This is a genomic window from Jonquetella anthropi DSM 22815, assembly GCF_000237805.1.
In the GTDB taxonomy this organism is placed as follows: Bacteria; Synergistota; Synergistia; order Synergistales; family Dethiosulfovibrionaceae; genus Jonquetella; species Jonquetella anthropi.
This window is the reverse complement of record NZ_CM001376.1, coordinates 762243-781660: the sequence shown is the minus strand read 5'-3', so window position 1 is coordinate 781660 and position 19418 is coordinate 762243. Positions and strand designations below refer to the sequence as shown.

The window sequence follows — 19418 nt, the reverse complement described above, 5'->3', positions numbered from 1 at the left end:
GGCGGTACTTTTACGCCGCTAAACGATGCACGGCTCTTAAACCCCGCTTGCCTTGTCGCTTCCGTGCAGCTGATTTCGTTTCGGAAATAGCTTTCAACCAGAGAGATTTTCAAAGCTGAGTCTATCTTGCTTTTTCTGGGCATAGAAATACCCCCCAAGTAGGTTTTATATTTCCCTGTCCTACTTGGGGGGAGCATATCAAAAAATCCTGTAGCTCCTTTTTGTTCGCTAGAATAAAAACATTATCAGACACACTGAGCTAGCGACAAGGAGGACTGCCAGTTAATTCGCCACAGGCTCGGCTTCAGAGTCTTCAGCGCCGCCGTTGTCCTCGTTTTCGTCTCCGGCTTCATCTTCGTCGCCGGCTTCGTCATCTGCGTCGCTTTCCGTGTACTCCTCCGCATTTTCACAGACAGAGAGTACGTTGGCGAGAGGGCAGATGTAGGCAGAATTTGCTTCAATCCAAATGTCATCTCCTGTAGCCCCTCCCAGTTCACGGGCAAGCCAGTTAATGAAGTCCTTTTCGCTGGCAGCGAACGCTTCCCACGCTGCTTTCAGCTTGGCCGCACTGTCTTTAGAGCCGTCAGGCAAATTATCTGGCAGAGATCCCCAGATATCTTGATCCACATCACTCATATATTCTGTCTCGCAATCATCAGAAAGCTCAATCTTTCGATTCTTGTACCAATCCAAGTACGTCAGAAGTTCCATGGCCCGCACCCGGGTAAACTCGGCATGGCTGTTGGCCTGAATCGATACCCACATTGTTCCGCCGTACGGTCCTTCATTCACTTTCTCTATGGCCAGATCAAGGACGTCGTTTTCAGCTTGAGAGAACGCCTCCCACGCTTTTTGAGTTTTTTTGAATTTTTCCTTTCCGGCCGCCGGCAGGACCTTTAAAAGCTCTTCGTCGGCTCTGGCAATTTCCTTTTTCCAACCGTCCATCAAAGAATCATAAAAATCGACCACGTCAGCTGTTGACATAGAATCGATGTCGACTTCCTCGGCTTTCTTATCCAACGGGTGCTCACCGGGAGGCACGAGCGCGGCAAAGCACGTGGAAGAAAAGAGGGCCACGCAGGCCACAAGCGACAGCATGAAGCAAGGCACCTTAGCAAAACTCTCCTTATTCATCACAGACACATCCTCATAAGTATATTTATTATAGCCCAGCTAACACTTTTTACTAGGGTGAGATTTTGCGGCCCAGTTGTATACGAGATCCACTAGAAGAAACAAGCCCGATTACTTCAGGAAAACGTCTCGCGCCCGCAGGAAGAGACAGCGAAAACTCAGAAAAAAGCGCCTCGTTCTGTGAGAAAGTTGCAAAGACTCTGCAGCACTCCGTGCATTCACGGCGAATGACTCAAAGGTTACAGTTGCCCTGATAAACAACGGACCAATAGGCCCAAATTTAAAGCCAACGTCAGGCCGCCTTACCCGATTTCAGCGCTCTATGAAACATAAGATACATTATAAGACATTTAAGGATGGGCCAATAAGACGTTGGTTCATTCTCTTGGGGGTTTCACCTGCCTATAAAAAGGCAGGTTCTTTCTAACAAACCTCTCTTTGCGATGTGTCTTAAAACTGCACTAGCATATATCGCCAAATATGAAGCTCTGTAGTGAGCGGCGGCCTGATATCCTACGGCCGTCGCTCGTCTTTTTCGCGTTGCTTTCTTTAACAGCCAAACGAACGTTCTCCTTGACTGAGACATTCTTTGAGCATAACGTTCCGCTAACGTTCCGCAGCGGCTTTCTATTGTCTGATCTGTTGTCTGAAGGATCCGCCGCAGCGCTGCGGCATTTATGCTGGTGATCTGCCTGGTGTCGCCGATGTATTTTGCGTTTGTCGGTCTCTCGTTGTTATTTATGCCTTCTCGCTTGTGACTCCATATTGCCTTGCACTTCCATACCGGCCCGCACCGAGCTGCACTAGCGATCAATACGCACAAGCCCTTTCTTCAACCGCACCAACAGCCCCGATCAATGAGAACAGCAAACCAACTCGGAGCATCGTTTACGTTCATGATTTCAGCGCTTAATCTAGCGGACGCACTCCGCGTGTGGATAACTTTCAGCGGAATTTATCTATCCACAACCCACTAAATTCCAATTTAGAGGGGACACCTGCCTTCTGATCGACTTGATTATTAAACGATACTGCAAAGAAACTCAATTTCACTTTATCCACAAATGATTCACACGCTCTCAGGGGTGTCTAAATTATATTTTACTTCTGATGTCCTCTTATCCACCGTTCATTCACAGTTTACCGACCGGTCTTCACATCCGCCGCGATAAAAACATTATCAGACTAACTGGAGAACGGCTTTCCTCTGCCATTTTTTCTCGGCCGTTCAGCATAAAAAAAGGAGACGTCAGGATCGAATCCTGACGTCTCCTTTTGAAGTTTGTCTTATAGCCTGAACAGCGGAAGGTTTATCCCTGCCGTTCCGCTTCGACTGCCTTCCAGATGCGCTCCAGGCTGTAAAATTCCCTGGCTTTGACGCCGAATATATGAACGATCACGTCTCCGCCGTCGATTAGGGCCCATTGGGTGCTGTACTCCCCTTCAATCCGCGGGGTGATCCCTTCCTTCGTCAGCGTTTCGTCGGCGACGCGGACGAGCGTGGACATGTGCACGTCCGAGTTCCCCGTTGCTAAGATGAAAGCGTCGGCCAGTGACGTTCGCCCTTCGAGGTCAATGACCTTGACGTCAATTGCCTTCTTGTCTTCTAAGGCCGATACAATCGCGTTGATGACGCGTTGAGTTCCTTCGCCTATCAAATTCCATACCTCCTTGGCTTTGGTTTGCCTACCGTTTGATAGGCAGCTTCTCTAAAATTCCGTAAATCTTCTCGTAGTCCTTCCCGAGCACTAGTGACAGCTGCGGCACTGAGGTCCCAATCACCAAGTTGTCCGGGATCTTGCAGAGACTAGCCAAAAGGACGGCCTCCTTCGGCTTGGGGCCTTTGGGATAGTGAACGACGCTGAACTGATAACCGTAATGTTTGGCGTTGCCGGTGTACCCAACCGAAAGCCCCAGACGTTCCAGCAGTGTCGCCGTTTTTCGGCTTATGCCGGCCTGCCCGGCCCCATTCAGGACCCCCAAAGGCTTTGTCATGGTCTTGCGAAGCTCTTCGAGCTTGGCGACGTCCTCTGGAGACGGCTGGCCGGCGGCCGCGGCGCCTTCCTGTCCGGGGTTTTGAACCGCCGGCTGCTGTCCGTCCGGCGCTTTCCCGGCGGCTTGGGCCGGCTCTTCTTCGGGCGTGTCGCTGAACTTAATTGACGCCTTCTGCAAATCCGGAATCCAGTAGCTGAGGTTTTTGATGTACGCTGCGACGCCTGGCATGGTAAACAGCTCTATCCTGTTGGCGTCCAAGTCCTTCATGTAAAGGGCCAGCTGTAAGGCCGTCTCGGTCGGCAGGTCGGTCTTGATAAATTTCATGGCCGACAGGGCGATGTCCGGCAGTCGGACGATGACAGCAGGCGACTTGACCTTGGCAAGCGCCGCTTTGATGAACTGCTGCTGCCGCTTCATTCGGCCTTCGTCGCCTAGGGCGTCTTTTCTGAACCGGCAGAATTTCAGCGCCGCTTCGCCGTCCATGTGCTGCATTCCCGGCATGAAGTTGATGTACAGCCCTTGAGCGCGGTCGGTGTAAACCATCTTTTTCGGCACGTCAATGTCAACGCCGCCGATGGCGTCAATCAGCTGCGGGAACGATTCGTAGTTCAGGATCACCGTGTGATTGATCGGAACGCCAGTGAGGTTCGTTACCGTGTCCTTGAGAAGTTCAATTCCGCCAAAGGCATAGGCGGCGTTGATTTTCTGGATCCCATGCCGTCCAAGCTGAACTCGGGTATCCCGCGGGATGGACATGGCCTTGACCGTCTTTTTATCCAAGTTCACCTTGACCAGCAGAATGGCGTCTGAACGGTGTATCCGATCGAGCTGGTCAATGCCGACGATGAGAAAGTTGGCCGATCCCATCAACTGCTCTATTTTCAGGTGTTGTTTCAGGTCGCTGACGTCCACGTGGGCCAGCTTGTACAGCCGGGCTACCACGCCTAAGGCGGCCGCAGCAACTGCCAGCAGAATTACGAGAAGAACAAGAAACCAACGTTTCACGGCGTTTTCACGCTCCTTCGCCAGAGTCCTCGCAGTAGAGTTTCCTCTTGGCAATATATTGCTCAACAGCCCGAGGTATCAGGTACCGAACTGTTCTTTTCTGAGATACGCGTCGTCTTACGTCGGTGCTTGAGATGGACATGAGGGGAATTTCTATCTGGACGATGGACTGGCGAAGCCGTTCGGACAGGTTTTCAAAGCGGTAGTTTTCGCCGGCAAAGCCCGGCCGATTGACCGCAACGACCCGGCAGAGGTTCGGCAGCTCCTCTGCCTCTGCCCAGCTGTCCATGGTCATGACGGCGTCGATACCGGTGATAAAGTAAAACTCAACCTTGCCGGACGGGAACCAGTATCTCATTTCCCGCAGCGTGTCCACCGTGTGTGTCGGCCCGTCCCGGTCTATTTCCAGCCGCGAAACGGCGAAGTCCGGGTTGTCCAGCGTGGCTAAAAAGGTCATCATGTATCGATCTTCCGCCGATGAGACGTGCCGATTGTGTTTGTGGTACGAGTCGCCGGTGGGAACGAAAATGACACCGTCCAAGGTCAGCGCAGTGAGAGCTTCCTGAGCGACCAACAGGTGAGCGTTGTGAATTGGGTCAAACGTTCCGCCCATTATGCCGACTCGGCGCGTTTTGCCGTCGTCAGAACGCTGGATCAGCTCTTCGATGTTCACTTTTCCGGAGCCCTTTCAGGCTCAAAGGTGAACGACACGTCGCCGATCAGCACTGTGTCGCCGGCCTGAGCGCCCGCGTTCTCCAGCGCCTCTTCGACCCTGTAGCTCCGCAGCAGGCGGCCAAAGCGGACCACCGCCTCTTCCTGCCCGAAGTCGTATCGGTCGGACGCCGCCTCAATGCGGCTGTGAATGATCCGGAAAGCGCCGGCAGCCTCGCGAATGATCGACACGCCGTCTGATGACTCTTCCATGCGGATAGGCTTGGTCTCAAACAGCCTGAAAACGCCTTTCGGGCGCGGGTTGTCCCGGACGAATCCGGCAACGTTTTCAATGAGCTGCGGAATTCCTTCGCCGGTCAGGGCGCTAGTTACAAACGCTTTGAGCCCACGCTCTGAGAAGAACGCGCACAGGCCGGCCAACTGTTCGTCGGTTCCCTTCCACAGATCGACCTTGTTAAGCACGACGACAGAGGGACGCTCGGGCAGCTTGGGATCGTAGTGGGCAAACTCGTCGACCACAACGCGCCAGTTGCGCTCAAGTTCGTCAGGCGTGCCGGACGACAGGTCAATGACGTGAAGATTCATGCGAGTCCGCTCAATGTGGCGCAAAAACAGCAGCCCAAGCCCTTTATCCAAGTGCGCGTCCTCGATCAGGCCGGGCATGTCGGCCAGTATGACTTTCTGGTCGTCGACGGACAAAACGCCAAGGTTGGGAGACAGCGTGGTGAACGGATATGAGGCGATCTTCGGGTTGGCGTCCGACAGGGCCTTCAACAGGCTGCTTTTGCCGGCGTTCGGCAGACCGACGAGTGCGACGTCGGCAATCAGTTTCAGCTCAAAGCTGACGTCCCGCTCCTGACCTTCGGCCCCTTTTTCGCTGAACCGAGGCGCCCGGCGTCGTGAGCTGGCAAAATGGGCGTTGCCCTTGCCGCCTTTGCCGCCTGCGGCGACTCGAACCCGATCTCCGTCTTCCACCAAGTCGGCCAGCGGCTCTCCTGTGACGGCGTCTGTGACTACTGTGCCGCACGGCACGCTGACGATCAGGTCGTCGCCGTTGGCTCCAGTCTTCAAAGACCCCTCGCCGGGCAGGCCGCACGAGGCGCTGAAACGGCGTTTGTACTGGTAGTCGGCCAGGGTGACCAGCCGCTGGTCAGCCTGAACGTAGACGTCGCCGCCCCGGCCGCCGTCGCCGCCGTCCGGCCCGCCTTTAGGGACAAATTTTTCGCGGCGAAAGCTCATGCATCCGTTGCCGCCGCGACCGGCGCTGACGTGGATGCGGACTAAGTCTACGAATTTCAGTTTTCTCACCTCTTCTATGGCAAGAAAAAGGGGGCCCAAAAGGGCCCCCGCGAATGTTACGCGACCGTTTCTTCGACGGCAACGACTTTGCGCGATCCCTTTTGAGTGAACCGCACGACGCCGTCCTTGAGGGCAAACAGCGTGTAGTCTTTGCCGCACCCGACGTTCATGCCGGGATGAAACTGTGTGCCTCTCTGGCGAACGATGATGTTGCCGGCCTTTACGACACAGCCGTCACTTTTCTTCAGGCCAAGGCGCTGGGCGTTGGAATCCCGGCCGTTCGTGCTGCTGCCCTGTCCCTTCTTATGAGCAAAAAACTGCAAATCCATTGATTTAAAAAGCATTTACGACACCTCCGTCAATTTCACGTTTTCAGGATAACTCCGAGCGGTTTCCTTCAGGCTTGCGACGATAGTTTCTGCCACGGCATCGGCCAGTGGGTCAGAGCCGTCCCAATGCATTTCTATCGACGCCCTTTTCTTCTCCACCTCTGAGCGAACCGGCACGCCGAGCACATCGACTAGGCCGATGTGAAGGGCCTGGACGAGAACGCTTACCGCCGCGCAGACGATATCCGCCTCGCCCGACGGGACGCTTTCAGCGTGCCCCGAGACCAGCAGGCCCCGAACGTGTCCATTGATTCGCCAGACGCGGACCGTTGTCACCGTTTACCCTTCGATTGAGTCGATGGATACCAGCGTGTAGGGCTGGCGATGACCGCGGAACCGCCGGTAGTTCGTCTTGTTCTTGTACTTGAAGACGATGACCTTCTTGGCCTTGTCGGTGGTCAGGACGGTCGCCTTCACGCAGGCGCCTTCAACAAGCGGAGAACCCAATCTGGTCGTCTCGCCGTCTCCGACCATCAGAACCCTGTCAAACACGACGGAGGCACCGTCGTCAGCGCCCAGCTTTTCGACCTTTACCTGGTCGCCGGGACAAACCTTGTACTGCTTTCCACCCGTTTCGATAATAGCGTACATTCTTGCTTCCTCCTCTCGCTGGGCTTCGGCGCCCCGAAGAGCTTATGCCGATCCCATGCGGAATATCTCAGTTATTGTAAAGTCTTTCGTCCCGTTCGTCAATTGCCGGAACGCTTTTTGTCTCCAACAAATGGCGCGCGTGGGCCAACGATTTTTCGTCCCGGCTTCCGGCGAGCATTCGGGCTATCTCGGCTACTCGGCTCTCCCCTTCCAACAGGCGGACCGACGTCTCGTCGTTCTGGCGCGTTACGCCGTAATGGGCGTCGGCCAACGAGGCGATGATCGCCTCGTGAGTGACTAGGATCACCTGAACGTCTTTCGAAAGCTCTTTCAGCTTCAATCCGGTCAGGTATGCCGCCCGTCCGCCAAGCCCTGCCTCCACCTCGTCAAACGCGAGAGTCTGAGGCAACGCCGCCGGCGGCAGCGAGAGCTGCAGAGCGAGAAGTATTCGGCTCAGCTCCCCGCCGGACGCCCCTTTGGCCACCGAAACGGCGCCGCTTCCCCGGCGAAGGACGAAGTCGACGTTCTCAGCGCCGTTTGCCCTGACTTTATCCAGCTTGGTCAGCACCACGTCGAAACCGCAGCCCTCCATGGCCATTCCGGATAGGTGCGCGGAGGCAGCAGTTTTGAGCCGGCCGGCCGCGTCGCGCCGTTTTTGGCGCAGGCACGCCACCGCGTCGGACAGCTCTTTTGTCCCTTCGGCCCGTCCTGCCGCCAGTTTGGTCCGCTGATCTGACAGTCCGGCAAGCCATTGGGACGCTCGGTCAGCCTCTTTCAGCCAGTCAGAGAGCTGGTCAAAGCTGCTCAGCCCAGAGAGACGAAACGCCTTCCTCAACCGGCCCAACCGACTTTCCAGCCGTTCGGTCTCCTCTTCTAGGTCTGCTATTGCCTGAGCTGAAGCGGCTTTATCGAGAAGCCGGCACAGCCGGTCAAGGCCACCGGCCACCTGCTCCCGAGCCTCTAAAAGGTTTTCTCTGTCCTCTCCGGACAGAAGTTCAATGCCGCCAAGGACTTCGGCCAAGTCGGCCTGAAGACCGCCGCCTTCGCCGTCGTTCAGCCGACGGCGCCGGTCTTTCAGGTCCTGCAGGCCTCGCAGGCGGCTTTCCAGACTGTTCAGCTGAAGTTCCAAGCTCTCCGGGCTTTCGCCGGCTTCAGTCGTTTTCAGGACTTCCCTGACGCGCTCGGCGTTTGAAAAGCGCTCCTGGAGTTCTTTTTCCTCTGCGGTTAAGGCCCGCAAACCGCGCTCCGCCTCGATGACCCGGTGCAGCGCGTCGGCCAACTTCTGACGGCACGACAGAAGTTCTGGCCCGCCGAACCGGTCGAGAAGCCGGAGCTGCTCTTCCCCGTCCAACAGAGCCAACTGAGCGAACTGGCTTTGAAGGGCAAGAAGTTCCCCCGCGGTCTGAGCCAAGACGCCAAGCGAAACGGTTTGGTCCTGGATAGCGCACTTTCCGCGCCCTGACTGAGAGAACTCGCGCCTCAGAATCATCGACTGATCCTGCGGCTGGCATGGCTGGTCCAGAAACGGGAAGTCCTGAAGGGTCGTGAAGACGGCCTGAGCGACGGCCAGCTGATCGCCGCTTCGCACGGCCGTGGCAGTAACTCGCCGGCCCGAAACCATCTCGAGGGCGCGAAGAATGCTGCTCTTTCCCGTTCCGCTTTCGCCGGTGATAACCGTCAGGCCGGGGCAAAACGTCAGGCGAGCCTCTTTAACGCCGCCGACAGATGAGATGAAAAGCTCTTCAAGCATCGTCAGACATCTCTCCGACTGGATCAAATCCCCACATGAGCTTTCGGTGCAGGAGCTCAAAATATCCCTGCTGAGGCAGCGTGATCACCGAGACCCAACGCCGTTCTGACAGGCTTACCTGAAGGGAGTCCCCTTCGCTCACACCGATTCCGTCCTGTCCGTCCACTGAGAAGAACGTCTGAGCCTCGCACCGGGGCCTCATGCTCAACTGGTCGTGGGGCGCCAGAATGATCGGTCTGGAATACAGCGTATGGGCGCAAATGGGAGCCAGGACCATGCAGGGCACGTGAGGAGGGACTATCGGGCCCCCGGCAGACAGGGCGTACGCCGTCGAGCCGGTAGGAGTCGCCACGATCAGGCCGTCGGCCCGAAAGACGCACATCGGCCGGCCGTGCACTTCGACAGCCACGGAGATGAGCTTAGCCTGGGTCCCCTTGTACAGGACAAAATCGTTCAGGGCGTAGTACTGCTTTTGTTCCTCCCCGCGGATATAACGACATTCTAAGGTGTGCCGTTTCTGGACAGTATAGCGGCCCTCGAGAATTTGAGTCAGCTCGCTTTGCGCGCCCTCTACCGTGCCGGTGGCGAGGAAGCCCAAGTGGCCCACGTTGATGCCGAACAGCGGGATATCTTTCCCTTGGTCGAGGATCCGCCGGGCCGCCCGCAGGAACGTCCCATCGCCGCCGATGACTATTGCCGCGTCAACCGTTCGGCACCACGTTTGAAGGTCGTCGCCCTGACAGCCCAGAGCATGAGCTTCCCGCTGAGGCAGCCTGATTTGGACGCCCAGTTCCTCTCCCCAGTCCAGAAGGCGGCGGGCCAGCTCCATCGCTTTCGGTTTTGCCAAGTTCACCATCATTCCCGGGACCATTGTGCCGCCTCCGATCATTGGGCAGAAGTGCCGTTCGCTGTCACGAGCGCCGGCATATCAATTTCCGCGTTCTTTGCGCCGCGAATCAGGTAAAAGAGAAACTCCCGGTTCCCCTTCGTCCCCAAAATTCTGGAAGGAACCGCTCCGACTAAGCCGAAGTCAGTGTGCTCCGCCGCAAAGCGGCGAACTTTTTCCAGCGCGGCCAAGTGCAGTTCCGGTTCGGTCACCACTCCGCCAGAATCTACCAGAGCTGGCGGCAGCTCGAACTGCGGTTTGACGAGGACGACAGCACGTCCGCCGTCCGGCAGAACGCCGCACATCGGTTCCAACAGGGCCGTCAGGGAGATAAACGACGCGTCGGTCGCCGCGAACGACGGGGCCGCCTCAAACCACTCAGGAACCATTTCACGGGCGTTGCGCCGGTCCATAACCGTCACGCGCTGATCCTGCCGGAGCGACCAGGCCAGCTGGCCGTAGCCGACGTCGAGGGCGTATACCCGACTGGCCCCACGGGTCAGCATGACGTGAGTGAAGCCGCCGGTCGAAGCGCCCACGTCAAGACAGACGGCACCGGTCAGATCAATATTGAAGGCGTCAAGCGCCGTCAGCAGCTTATAAGCTCCTCGGCTGACCCACTGAGACGACTGGCCGATCACCTTGACAGACGCGGTTGGCTTCACCTGACAATCCGGAGAGTCAACCGCCCGCCCTTCGACGAGGACGAGCCCAGAAGAGATGAGCAGCCGAGCCTCCTCGTCAGTGGACGCGAAGTGCTCCCTCACGAGCCGACGGTCAAGCCGGACGGGACGATCGGCTTTAGACATGAGAGTCCAAAATGCGTTCGGGGCACAGACCGACTGACTCGCGTTGCCGCGCTTGAGGCGCGTGGCGCACGAAAACCTCCGGAACCCCTAACTGGACGAACTGAGGTGACGAGCCAGCTCGGGCAACGCAGCAGGCGACTTGCTGGCCAACCCCACCTCTGACATAGCCGCTTTCTATTGTCACGACCCGTTGGTAGGCCGAGCAAAAATCCGTCAGCGCTTTTTCAGGAAGTGGCGAAATCCGTTCCAGACAGGCCACGTCAGGAGCAGGAACGCCTTTCTGAATGGCCAAGCCTCGAGCCTCAAGGGCCAACGAGACGTCACTGCCTACCGCCAAGACGGCCCACTGACTTCCCTTGCTCAGGACGGACAGCCCGTCTTCGGTTCGCCGGCTGTCGCCAAGAAGGTCATCCTCCACCGCGCCGCGGGGGAATCGAAATGCAAAAGGAGCGTCGGTCGCCAAAGATTTTCCGACGACCCATTCCATGGAACGACGGTCAGCTGGAGCCCACATCTGCAGGCCAGGAATCGACGAACACCACGACAGGTCGAAGAATCCCTGATGAGTTTCCCCGTCCTCGCCGACGAAGCCAGCCCGGTCGATCGCCAGCACGACCGGCAGCTTTTGAAGGGCCACGTCGTGGACCAACTGGTCTGCGGCCCTTTGAAGGAACGTCGAGTAAATGAACACGAACGGCCGAAGGCCTCCGGCGGCCATGCCGGCCGCCAAGGTCATGGCGTGTTCTTCCGCAATGCCCACGTCGAAGAAGCGGGACGGGAACCGGGCGGCAAATTCGCCCAGACAGGAGCCCTCTCCCATCGCCGGAGTAATCGCCACAATCCGCTTGTCTAAAGCAGCCCGCCGCGTCACCTCAGCGGCCACCGCGCTGCTCCAGCTTTCGCGCTTGGGAACCCCTACGGGTCTGGCCGGGCCGACACCGTGATTTTTCACCGGAGCCGACTCACAGTCCGGATCTCCTTTCCCCTTTTTCGTCACAAGATGGATCAACAGCGGCTTCTCGTACAAGTGCGCCAACCGAAAGACTTCTTCCATCCGCTCGATGTCGTGACCGTCAAACGGCCCCCAGTAGGTCCACCCCATATCATCGAACAGGTTTGGTCTGGACAGAAGTTCTTTCACCCGGTTTCGGAACCGCTCTAGCCCCGATTCAATCCGGCGCCCCAGCGGAAGCGAGCCGCACAGTCCTTTGACAGTTCGTTTGGCCCGGCGATAAAACGGCGAGGCGCTCAGGGCGGCCAAGTGCAGAGCCAGCCCGCCGACTCGCGGGCTAATTGAGATGCCGTTGTCGTTGAGCACGCAGGTAATTCGCGTCTGCAGGGCTCCGGCGTGATTGAGAGCTTCCAACGACATGCCGTTAATCATCGCGCCGTCGCCGACGACCGCTACGACTTGGTGATTTTGTCCCAGTAAATCCCGGGCGGCCGCGTACCCCAGCGCGGCAGACAGCGCCGTGCTGCTGTGGCCGGTGTCAAAGTGATCGAACCGGCTTTCTGACCGCTTTGGGAAGCCGCTCAGCCCGCCTTCAGTCCGGAGAGTGTCAAACTGTTCGCGGCGCCCCGTCAAAAGCTTCCACGCGTAGGTCTGGTGCCCAACGTCAAAAATAACCCGGTCCTCTTCGGGATCGTACTGGCGCAAAAGTGCCACGATGAGCTCCACGGCGCCGAGAGACGACGCCAGATGCCCGCCGTTTTTTCGTACCGTCGTGATTATTTTCGCGCGCAGATCACCGCACAGATCGGCTAGGCTCCCCGGCGGAAGAGCGCGGACGTCCGCAGGGCCGCGGATAGAATCGAGAACCGTCATGCTACTTTGAGCGGCTCTCCAAGTATTTTGCCAAACCGATAAGGAAGTCCGGCGACGGCAGGTCTTTTACCGCAGCGACTGCCGCATCGGTCTCCTCTTTCAGCCGCGCTTTCGCGCCGTCCACTCCCAAAACGCAGACAAACGTGGCTTTGTCCTGCTCTTCGTCCTTGCCTGTCGTTTTCCCCGCCTCTTCAGTCGTCGCCGTCGCGTCCAGCAGGTCGTCGGCAATCTGGAAGGCCAAGCCGAGACGGCGGCCGTACTCGTCCAGCCGCTCCGTCAGCGCGTCTCCCCGCTCGCCAAGGCAGAGTCCGCACAGCACCGAGCAGCGAATAAGCGCCATCGTCTTACCCGACGCCATTGACTGAACAAACGGCAGGTCGCATGACGCCCTGCTCTGGAGGTCTGTGTCAAGCGTTTGTCCGCCACACATCCCCTGAGGCCCCAGGGCGGACGCGAAAAGTTCCATCGCGCGGACGACCCGTTTCGTCTCGATTTTACGGGCTTTCAGCCCCTCAAGTGCGGTTTGGAATCCGAAGCACAGCAGGGCGTCGCCGGCCAACAAAGCTAGGCTTTCACCGAAAACCGAGTGATTGGTCGGCTTCCCGCGGCGCAGGCTGTCGTTGTCCATGCACGGCAGATCGTCGTGAATGAGCGACGCCGTGTGAACCATTTCCAGCGCCAGCGCCATGGGGAACGTGTCTTCTGCCTTGACGCCGGCCAATCGGGCCCCTTCTTGGCACAGCACAGGACGAATCCGCTTGCCGCCAGCCTCCAGCGAGTAGCACATGGCCTCCCAAAGCCGCGGCGGCACGTTGTCCGGCCGGGCGTTTAGGAACGACTTCATCCGATTGGTGAACCACTCGGATCTGACAGCCAACAGATCTTCAAATTTTTGAGCCACTTTAGTCGGCCTCCTTGGTTCCAGCTCCCTGATCTTCAGGCAGATACGTGATTTTCCCCTCAGTTTCACGCAGGAACGCGCGGCACTCTTCCAGAAGTTTTTGAGCTTCCTCGTACAGGCTCAGGGACTCCTCAAGGGATATTGATCCTTTCTGAAGGCTCCGAAGGATCTCTTCAAGCCGCTCTGTTTTTTGGGTGTACGTCATCGTCTTCACCTACTTACGAAAAAGTTTGCTCATCTGCGGTCTGTTATGGTACAATTCTTCAGTCGTACTGATCACTCGAGCAAAGGAGGGTGTCTTCATGTCCAAGGTTTGTGATTGCTGTGGCCGTGGCCCCGCAACGGGCAACCAGATCAGCCATTCCCACCGTAGAACACGCCGCCGCTGGCAGATCAACCTGCAGAACGTGCGCGTCGACCTTGGCGCAGGCGAAACGAGGAAGATGAAAATCTGCGCTCACTGCCTTCGCTCGGGCAAGGTTAAGCGTGCCGCTACTGTCAGTGCCTAACCAGCCTAAAACGTTAACGATCGGAGACTAACGCGTTTTCTCTGCTACAGAGATACACGCCAAGCCATCCGCTCTCCAGGGAGACCCGAAAGGGTCTCCCTGTTGTTTTATTGCTTACCGTGTAGGGAAACGTCATCTTGAGTTCGGGCTGAGGCGTCCAGTACAGACCGTCCGTTCTCACACCGCTCACCTGCTCTGTCAGCGCGAGCAACGAGACGGCGGCGGGTTCACCGTCAAACGAAACTGTCAGGCTCCCGCGGGGGCCTAAAAGCGCCATGCATTCCCTCTCGTCGCAGGCAACCCGAACAGCCTCAGACCCTTGCCAGCCCATCAGGCTGAAGACGTTGCAGTACAGGTGATCAAATCGGCCGCCCCAAAAGCCGGTCACGACCAGCGGCAGGTCCGGCGGAATTTCTTCTAGGACGATCTGAAAATCCGTCAGGTCCTTCTCTACCGGGAACCGGGCCGCCCGTTCTGGGTGGCCCGCAAGCCATTCAATAGACTGAGGATCCTTCAGGCTGTCAAAATCGCCGATCGCCCGATGAGACTCTATCCCAGCGGCCAGCGCGTAAGCAACCCCGGCGTCGGCCGCCCAGACTTTTTCGGCCCCCGACGCGGCGAGTTTCAGCCACGAGGGATCAGGTCTTCGGCCTCCCAACACGGCCAAATTCCACCGACTGGGCAGGGACGCGAAAGAGACCCAGCCCAGATTCAGGCTACCGGATTCCATGACGGTTCAGGATCTCGTCGGCTTCGACTTCGTCCACAAGAATTTCCCTCGGCTTGGATCCGTCAGCCGGCCCGACGATTCCCAACAGTTCCATGCTGTCAATCATTCTGGCCGCGCGGGTAAAGCCGACCCGCATTTGACGCTGTAGCCGGCTGGAAGAGGCTATGCCGGTTCCCAAAACAATAGCGACCGCCTCGGCAAGGCGCGGCTCGTCGAGGAAGGCCCCGTTCTCGGACGGACCCGAGCTGCTGCCGCCCTGCTCGCCCAACTCGACGTACTCCGGCTCGCCGAACGCGTTCCGCAGGTAGTCGACGACCCGAATGTTCGTGGCCTCGTCCATAAACGGCGATTGAATCCGAAGCGGACGGGGGTGGCGACTGCTGATGAACAGCATGTCGCCCTTTCCAAGCAGGTGCTGAGCCCCAGACACGTCGAGAATGGTTCGGCTGTCTGCCACTGACGGCAGAGAGAAGGCGACCCGCGCGGGGATATTCGCCTTGATGGTGCCGGTGATGACGTTCACCGACGGTCTCTGTGTCGCCAAAATCAGGTGAATTCCCGTCGCGCGAGCCATCTGGGCCAACCGGGCGATGTACTCTTCCACTTCCTTCTGGGCCGTCATCATCAGGTCAGCTAACTCGTCCACGATGATGACGATGTGAGGCAGTCTGTCCTTTGGGAGCACTTTGGAGTTGTACGACTCCAGGTGCCGGGCCCGAGCCGCTGAGAACGTCTCGTACCGATTCTCCATCTCGCGGACAGCCCAACCGAGCGCGTCAACCGCCGACTGGGGCGTGACGATCGGCTTGCTCAGAATGTGGGGCAAATGCTCGTAGAACGCCATCTCAACCCGTTTGGGGTCCACCATGATGAACCGCAGGTCGCTTGGCTTGTTGTGATAGCACAGGGCGGTAATACAGTTGTTGATAAAAATGCTTTTGCCTGAGCCGGTTGTCCCAGCGACGAGCAGGTGAGGCAGCTCTTCCAGTCCTGTGATCAGAATGCGCCCGTCGACGGTCTGTCCCAGCGGCAAAGGCAACGACAGTTTTGTCTTCTGAAACGCCTCGCTTTCCAGGACCGTCCTCAGAGGAACGGTCCGGCGGCGCGGGTTGGGCAGTTCAATGCCCACGTAGGTCGTCCCGGGGACAGGCGCTTCAACGCGAATTGCCGGCACGGCAAGCGCCACGGCAATGTCGGCTTCCAAAGCCGACACCTTGCTCACTTTTATGCCCGGCGCCAGCTGGATTTGGTACTGAATGACCGTTGGCCCGACGATCGTGTGAGCCAGCGTCGCTTCGACCCCGAAATTGGAAAGCGCCTCGATAACGTCGCTCCCTTGGTCAAGCGCCGCGCTGTTCTCGCTGGCAGAGACGCCCGGCGACGACGGCCCCAGCAGGTCCAGCGGCGGCGGGAAAGCCCCGGCAGAAGCTGCCTCTTCGTCGCCTGCCGGCTGAGATGTTTTCAGAGCGCCAGTTCCGATAATCGGCGCGTCGGCGTCGAGCACCACCTGAGGCGTCGGAGGGGTTTCGTGCAGCGCGTCGCCAGACGCTCCGTCCCGCTTCCATGACTTGCCCGAAACGGCCATGACGTCCCGGCCAACCTCCAGCGCCCGACCGCCGTTTGCTCCGGCGCCTGAGTGGGCAAAGCCGAAAGGCTCGTCCCGCCTGACCTCTGAGGCCGTTTTCTCAGGCTGGGGCTCTTCGCTCTCCACATTCAGCGGCTCTTCTTCAACGTTCGGGAAAACGTTCGGAAAAGAAACCGGTTCAGACACATCAGGCTCCGCAGGCGGCTCGTTTTCCTCGAGGCCGACGTCGGACATGTCGATTGGCCTGTCATGAGACGGGTTCATCGCCCGCTTGACCGCTTCCACGTCCACCTTGGCCCGACGGTGAAACAGCGCCGCAAAAAAGCCGCGCCGCGAAGGCAGCGGGACCTGAGGAATCTCGTCAGGCCCTTCCGCTTCCGTCTCTGAAACGTCCGGCAGAGACGGCTCGTGTTCCTCATCAATGCTCCTAGGAAAATCGACCTCGTCTTCTGCCGGCTCGTCTTGGACGACTGGGTCAGAAACTGTCACAGACGGGACACTCAGCTGTGAGCTATCGTCCTCGGCAGCCTCGTCCTCTACGAGGCTTTTAAGCCGGCGCAGCGACAGACTGCCAAGCGCCGTTCGGAAACGGTTCACCCGGTCCGTCGAGAGATGGCCGTACTGACAAAACGCGGCGACGACCAACAGGAGACCGGCAAGCGTCGCGCCCAACGCGCCGATTGTGCTGCGAAAAAGGGAGACCATCGCCTTGCCAACTGCTCCGGGCGAAAGGAGACCGACCTGCTGGCCAATGCCCTCCCGATACAGCAGCGTCAGCAGCAGCGTGATGGCTAAATACGCAAAAATCGTTCCAAGCCACTGGCGCAGGCTTCTGTCAACTTTTCGGCCGGCAGCCGCGCAGATCAGCTGGTACAGCAGGTGAACCAGCGGCAGGACGATCCCCACACCGAAGACGCCAACCAGTTTGCTTGAAATGTTTTCCCCAAGCGGTCCAGTCCCAAGAGCAAAAAGGGACGCCAGAGTGTAAATTGCCAGCGCGGCCAATATAAACTGCCCCAGACGAAGAAGACTTTTAGGATCGAAGTCCTTGGGACGGCGCCGTTTGGGCCGCCGCACCGCGTACGGTTTTTTGCTTGAAAAAAGGTTCATCCGGCCAAGGCCTCCTCGCCAATCAGTTTCAACAACTCGTCATCGCCTTGCGCTGAAGTGAATCAGCTGTTTCCGCAGGAATCCGTGCAGGGGATCCGGCCCGGAAAGGCGAATCCTTCCGTGCCCGCTTGTCACAGCCAGCCAGCCAACGCCCCCCACGACAAGATCCAACCCGGGGTACAGGGCAAACTCGTCCCGCCTGACCGGCAGCCGACTTAATGTATCGTAACACGTTCGGCACGGTGGCGACAACAAATCGGTCCGGGCCGCAGCAATAAGCTCCTCAGCCTTCTCAGCCGACGTCTGATGAATCGTGACGCCTTCCGGCGCGACCGCCACAGCACGCAGCCAGCCGCGCTCGCCGCCGTCGACAACCGCAGCCCGCCCCAGTCCACCGAAGCAGAGGGCGCTTCCCTCTTTGAGGGTCAGCTCTTGACAGACCAGCCGCCGTTTGGGCGTCAGGGCCATCAGGCACTGGGGGCACAGTGCCGGAAGCAGCGAGTCGTGCGATTTCAAGCCCGGAGCGTCGAGAAGCACGATCCCGCCTTCCAGCTGATACTCGCACAGTCCGACCGTCGTTCCAGGCATGGCAGAAACGGTCGGGCCGCTTCCGCCTCGGAGCATGGACGACAAAATGGTACTTTTGCCGGCGTTCGTTTTCCCCAAGAACAGCAGCCGATCGCCGGACGAGAAAACGTCCTGCAGGCGCAGACGAAAGTTTCTCAGATCGGAATTTTTGAGCCCTGACAGAACTTGAATCTGCTCGAACGGCACGCCGGTCGCCTCGCTGACCCAAAGGCCGAGCGCCGACCTGTCAAGGTACGGCTCGACCAAATCGGCCTTCGTCACCAAGAGCGTTACCGGGCAGGAAACGCCGTCCAGCCACTCGAAGCCGTCCAGAGCCCTGTCGGCGCTCAGCGCGTCGCAAACGAGAAAAACAGCGGCAGCCGAAGCGGCAGCCGCACGAATCTGGGGTTCCAGAAGCAGATCGTTGACCGGCGCCTTGTTCCCTTCGCCATAGTGACGAAGCCGAAAGCACCGCCGACAAACCGTCTTGTCCGTTACCGCGAGACCGGACGGAATAAAACCCGGCAGGTCGCTTCGGTCGCTCTGAAAAAGCGCGCCGCATCCGGGACAGCGTCGTTCGTCCATGTCATACCTCATTTCTGCAGCGCCCGATAGCGCTGAACAGCCTCAAGATGTTCTTTTTCTGTCTTGCTGAACGTGTGAGTTCCCTTGCCGTCAGCGACGTAGTACAGGAAGTCGTTCTTTTCCGGCTCAAACGCTCCGGCCCACGCAGCACTGGATGGCACACAGATTGGGCCGGGCGGAAGCCCCTTATGCTTGTAGGTGTTGTAGGGAGAGTCCACGTCAAGATGCCGGTACAGCACCCGCGTCAACTTCTGCCCCTTCAGGGCCCACGCGTACACCACAGAAGCGTCAATCTGCAGGAACATGTTCTTTTTCAGCCGGTTTTCGACAACGCCGGCGACTTTCGGATATTCGGCGTCAACCTGAGCTTCCCGCTGCAGAAGTGAGGCGATAATAGCCGTCCTCTTCGCCTGATCCGCGCTCGTAACAAATTGGCCGAACCGACTCCACCACGCAGCCGAAGCGGCCTTTACCAGCTCTCGGGGATCCCGCGCGCTCAGGCTGTACGTTTCAGGCAGCAGGAATGCGGCCCGGGCCGTCGGTTCGGTGGGCAAAAAAGCCCGCAGTCCCTCTGGGTACAGAGAATCGTCTTTCAGGGCATTCGCTTGATCCTCGGCGCTCCACTCGTCGCCCAAGGGGGTAGCTGGGAAAGCCCCAGGAACGATCGTCGCCTGTTGAAAAACGGCCTGAGCGTCTGCCAGCTGTCTGGCAACCTGCCATGAAGCCCCAGGGGGCAGCGAATAGCCGCCAGCGGCCAAGCGCCTGTCAGCGCCGAACAGGCTGAGAAAGTAGCACAGATTTCCGGCGTCAGCCACCACATTCCTCGTTGCGAGAAAAGAGGCAAAGTCTTTAACGGACCCTCCGACCTCGAACGTTACCGTCACCGGCTCCGCCGAGGAACTGAACGGACGGACCAAAAAGTCTTCCCACTGGCTGAGCCGGACCTTCAACGCGCCCAAGCCAACCCCAGCCGCAAGACAAACGAATCCTGCGGCGCGGGACTTCTTAAACAGGAGCAATACGACAGAGACGAGAAGGAGAACTGCCGCGAGAACTGGATATTTCATGTTGCCTCC

At 58.4% G+C, this 19418-nt stretch carries 19 protein-coding genes; 1 reads left to right on the top strand and 18 read right to left on the bottom strand.

Going from position 1 to position 19418, the window contains the following annotated elements; translation table 11 throughout:
- Nucleotides 1-282 precede the first annotated feature (282 nt).
- From JONANDRAFT_RS03600 to xseB, 14 genes are all read right to left on the bottom strand, one after another.
- On the bottom strand, nt 283-1020 hold the full coding sequence (locus tag JONANDRAFT_RS03600; RefSeq protein WP_231286730.1) for a lysozyme inhibitor LprI family protein: 738 nt from the start codon (nt 1018-1020) through the stop codon (nt 283-285).
- Nucleotides 1021-2444: 1424 nt separating this feature from the next.
- Nucleotides 2445-2792, bottom strand: coding sequence for a ribosome silencing factor (rsfS, locus tag JONANDRAFT_RS03595; RefSeq protein WP_008521030.1), 348 nt, complete (start codon nt 2790-2792; stop codon nt 2445-2447).
- 28 nt (nt 2793-2820) lie between these two features.
- On the bottom strand, nt 2821-4134 hold the full coding sequence (locus tag JONANDRAFT_RS03590; protein WP_008521028.1) for an LCP family protein: 1314 nt from the start codon (nt 4132-4134) through the stop codon (nt 2821-2823).
- Between the two features lie 7 nt (nt 4135-4141).
- Nucleotides 4142-4807: a nicotinate-nucleotide adenylyltransferase gene (nadD, locus tag JONANDRAFT_RS03585; RefSeq protein ID WP_008522810.1), complete on the bottom strand. Its 666-nt coding sequence runs from the start codon at nt 4805-4807 to the stop codon at nt 4142-4144.
- Nucleotides 4804-6144: a GTPase ObgE gene (gene obgE / locus JONANDRAFT_RS03580; RefSeq protein WP_008522809.1), complete on the bottom strand. Its 1341-nt coding sequence runs from the start codon at nt 6142-6144 to the stop codon at nt 4804-4806. The genes nadD and obgE overlap by 4 nt, the downstream gene beginning before the upstream one ends.
- A gap of 17 nt (nt 6145-6161) precedes the next feature.
- Nucleotides 6162-6449 carry a 50S ribosomal protein L27 gene (rpmA, locus tag JONANDRAFT_RS03575; protein WP_008521022.1) on the bottom strand — a complete coding sequence of 96 codons (288 nt, stop codon included), beginning with the start codon at nt 6447-6449 and terminating at the stop codon, nt 6162-6164.
- Entirely contained in the window at nt 6450-6770 is a 321-nt protein-coding gene (locus JONANDRAFT_RS03570) for a ribosomal-processing cysteine protease Prp (RefSeq protein ID WP_008521020.1), read from the bottom strand. It lies immediately after the preceding gene.
- Nucleotides 6771-6773: 3 nt separating this feature from the next.
- Complete coding sequence (gene rplU, locus JONANDRAFT_RS03565) at nt 6774-7085, bottom strand: 50S ribosomal protein L21 (RefSeq protein ID WP_008521018.1); 312 nt, start codon at nt 7083-7085, stop codon at nt 6774-6776.
- Nucleotides 7086-7152: 67 nt separating this feature from the next.
- Nucleotides 7153-8835, bottom strand: a complete 1683-nt coding sequence (locus JONANDRAFT_RS03560) for an AAA family ATPase (RefSeq protein ID WP_008521016.1) — start codon at nt 8833-8835, stop codon at nt 7153-7155.
- Nucleotides 8828-9706 (bottom strand): NAD(+)/NADH kinase, encoded by an 879-nt coding sequence (locus JONANDRAFT_RS03555; RefSeq protein WP_008522808.1) that lies wholly within the window; start codon nt 9704-9706, stop codon nt 8828-8830. The genes JONANDRAFT_RS03560 and JONANDRAFT_RS03555 overlap by 8 nt, the downstream gene beginning before the upstream one ends.
- A 14-nt stretch (nt 9707-9720) precedes the next feature.
- Entirely contained in the window at nt 9721-10530 is an 810-nt protein-coding gene (locus tag JONANDRAFT_RS03550; RefSeq protein WP_008522807.1) for a TlyA family RNA methyltransferase, read from the bottom strand.
- Nucleotides 10523-12355: a 1-deoxy-D-xylulose-5-phosphate synthase gene (gene dxs, locus JONANDRAFT_RS03545; RefSeq protein ID WP_008522805.1), complete on the bottom strand. Its 1833-nt coding sequence runs from the start codon at nt 12353-12355 to the stop codon at nt 10523-10525. Before dxs ends, JONANDRAFT_RS03550 begins: the two co-directional genes overlap by 8 nt.
- Nucleotide 12356: 1 nt before the next feature.
- Nucleotides 12357-13256: a polyprenyl synthetase family protein gene (locus JONANDRAFT_RS03540; protein WP_008522804.1), complete on the bottom strand. Its 900-nt coding sequence runs from the start codon at nt 13254-13256 to the stop codon at nt 12357-12359.
- 1 nt (nt 13257) lies between these two features.
- Nucleotides 13258-13461 (bottom strand): exodeoxyribonuclease VII small subunit, encoded by a 204-nt coding sequence (xseB, locus tag JONANDRAFT_RS03535; RefSeq protein ID WP_008521006.1) that lies wholly within the window; start codon nt 13459-13461, stop codon nt 13258-13260.
- A 97-nt stretch (nt 13462-13558) separates the two neighbouring features.
- Between xseB and rpmB the strand changes: the two genes are divergently transcribed.
- Nucleotides 13559-13765 carry a 50S ribosomal protein L28 gene (gene rpmB, locus JONANDRAFT_RS03530; protein WP_008521004.1) on the top strand — a complete coding sequence of 69 codons (207 nt, stop codon included), beginning with the start codon at nt 13559-13561 and terminating at the stop codon, nt 13763-13765.
- A gap of 13 nt (nt 13766-13778) precedes the next feature.
- On the opposite strand, the gene JONANDRAFT_RS03525 is transcribed toward rpmB, so the two are convergent.
- Genes JONANDRAFT_RS03525 through mltG form a run of 4 tightly spaced genes read right to left on the bottom strand, consistent with a single transcriptional unit; the run spans nt 13779 to nt 19409 of the window.
- A complete protein-coding gene (locus tag JONANDRAFT_RS03525; protein WP_008522802.1) occupies nt 13779-14495 on the bottom strand; it encodes a thiamine diphosphokinase in 717 nt (238 codons plus the stop codon).
- Nucleotides 14482-17190 carry a DNA translocase FtsK gene (locus tag JONANDRAFT_RS03520; protein WP_008521001.1) on the bottom strand — a complete coding sequence of 903 codons (2709 nt, stop codon included), beginning with the start codon at nt 17188-17190 and terminating at the stop codon, nt 14482-14484. The genes JONANDRAFT_RS03525 and JONANDRAFT_RS03520 overlap by 14 nt, the downstream gene beginning before the upstream one ends.
- 39 nt (nt 17191-17229) lie before the next feature.
- On the bottom strand, nt 17230-18342 hold the full coding sequence (locus JONANDRAFT_RS03515) for a GTPase (RefSeq protein ID WP_008522800.1): 1113 nt from the start codon (nt 18340-18342) through the stop codon (nt 17230-17232).
- Nucleotides 18343-18350: 8 nt separating this feature from the next.
- The gene (gene mltG, locus JONANDRAFT_RS03510; RefSeq protein WP_008520997.1) at nt 18351-19409 is read right to left on the bottom strand and encodes an endolytic transglycosylase MltG; all 1059 of its coding nucleotides are present in this window, start codon (nt 19407-19409) and stop codon (nt 18351-18353) included.
- Nucleotides 19410-19418: the final 9 nt, after the last annotated feature.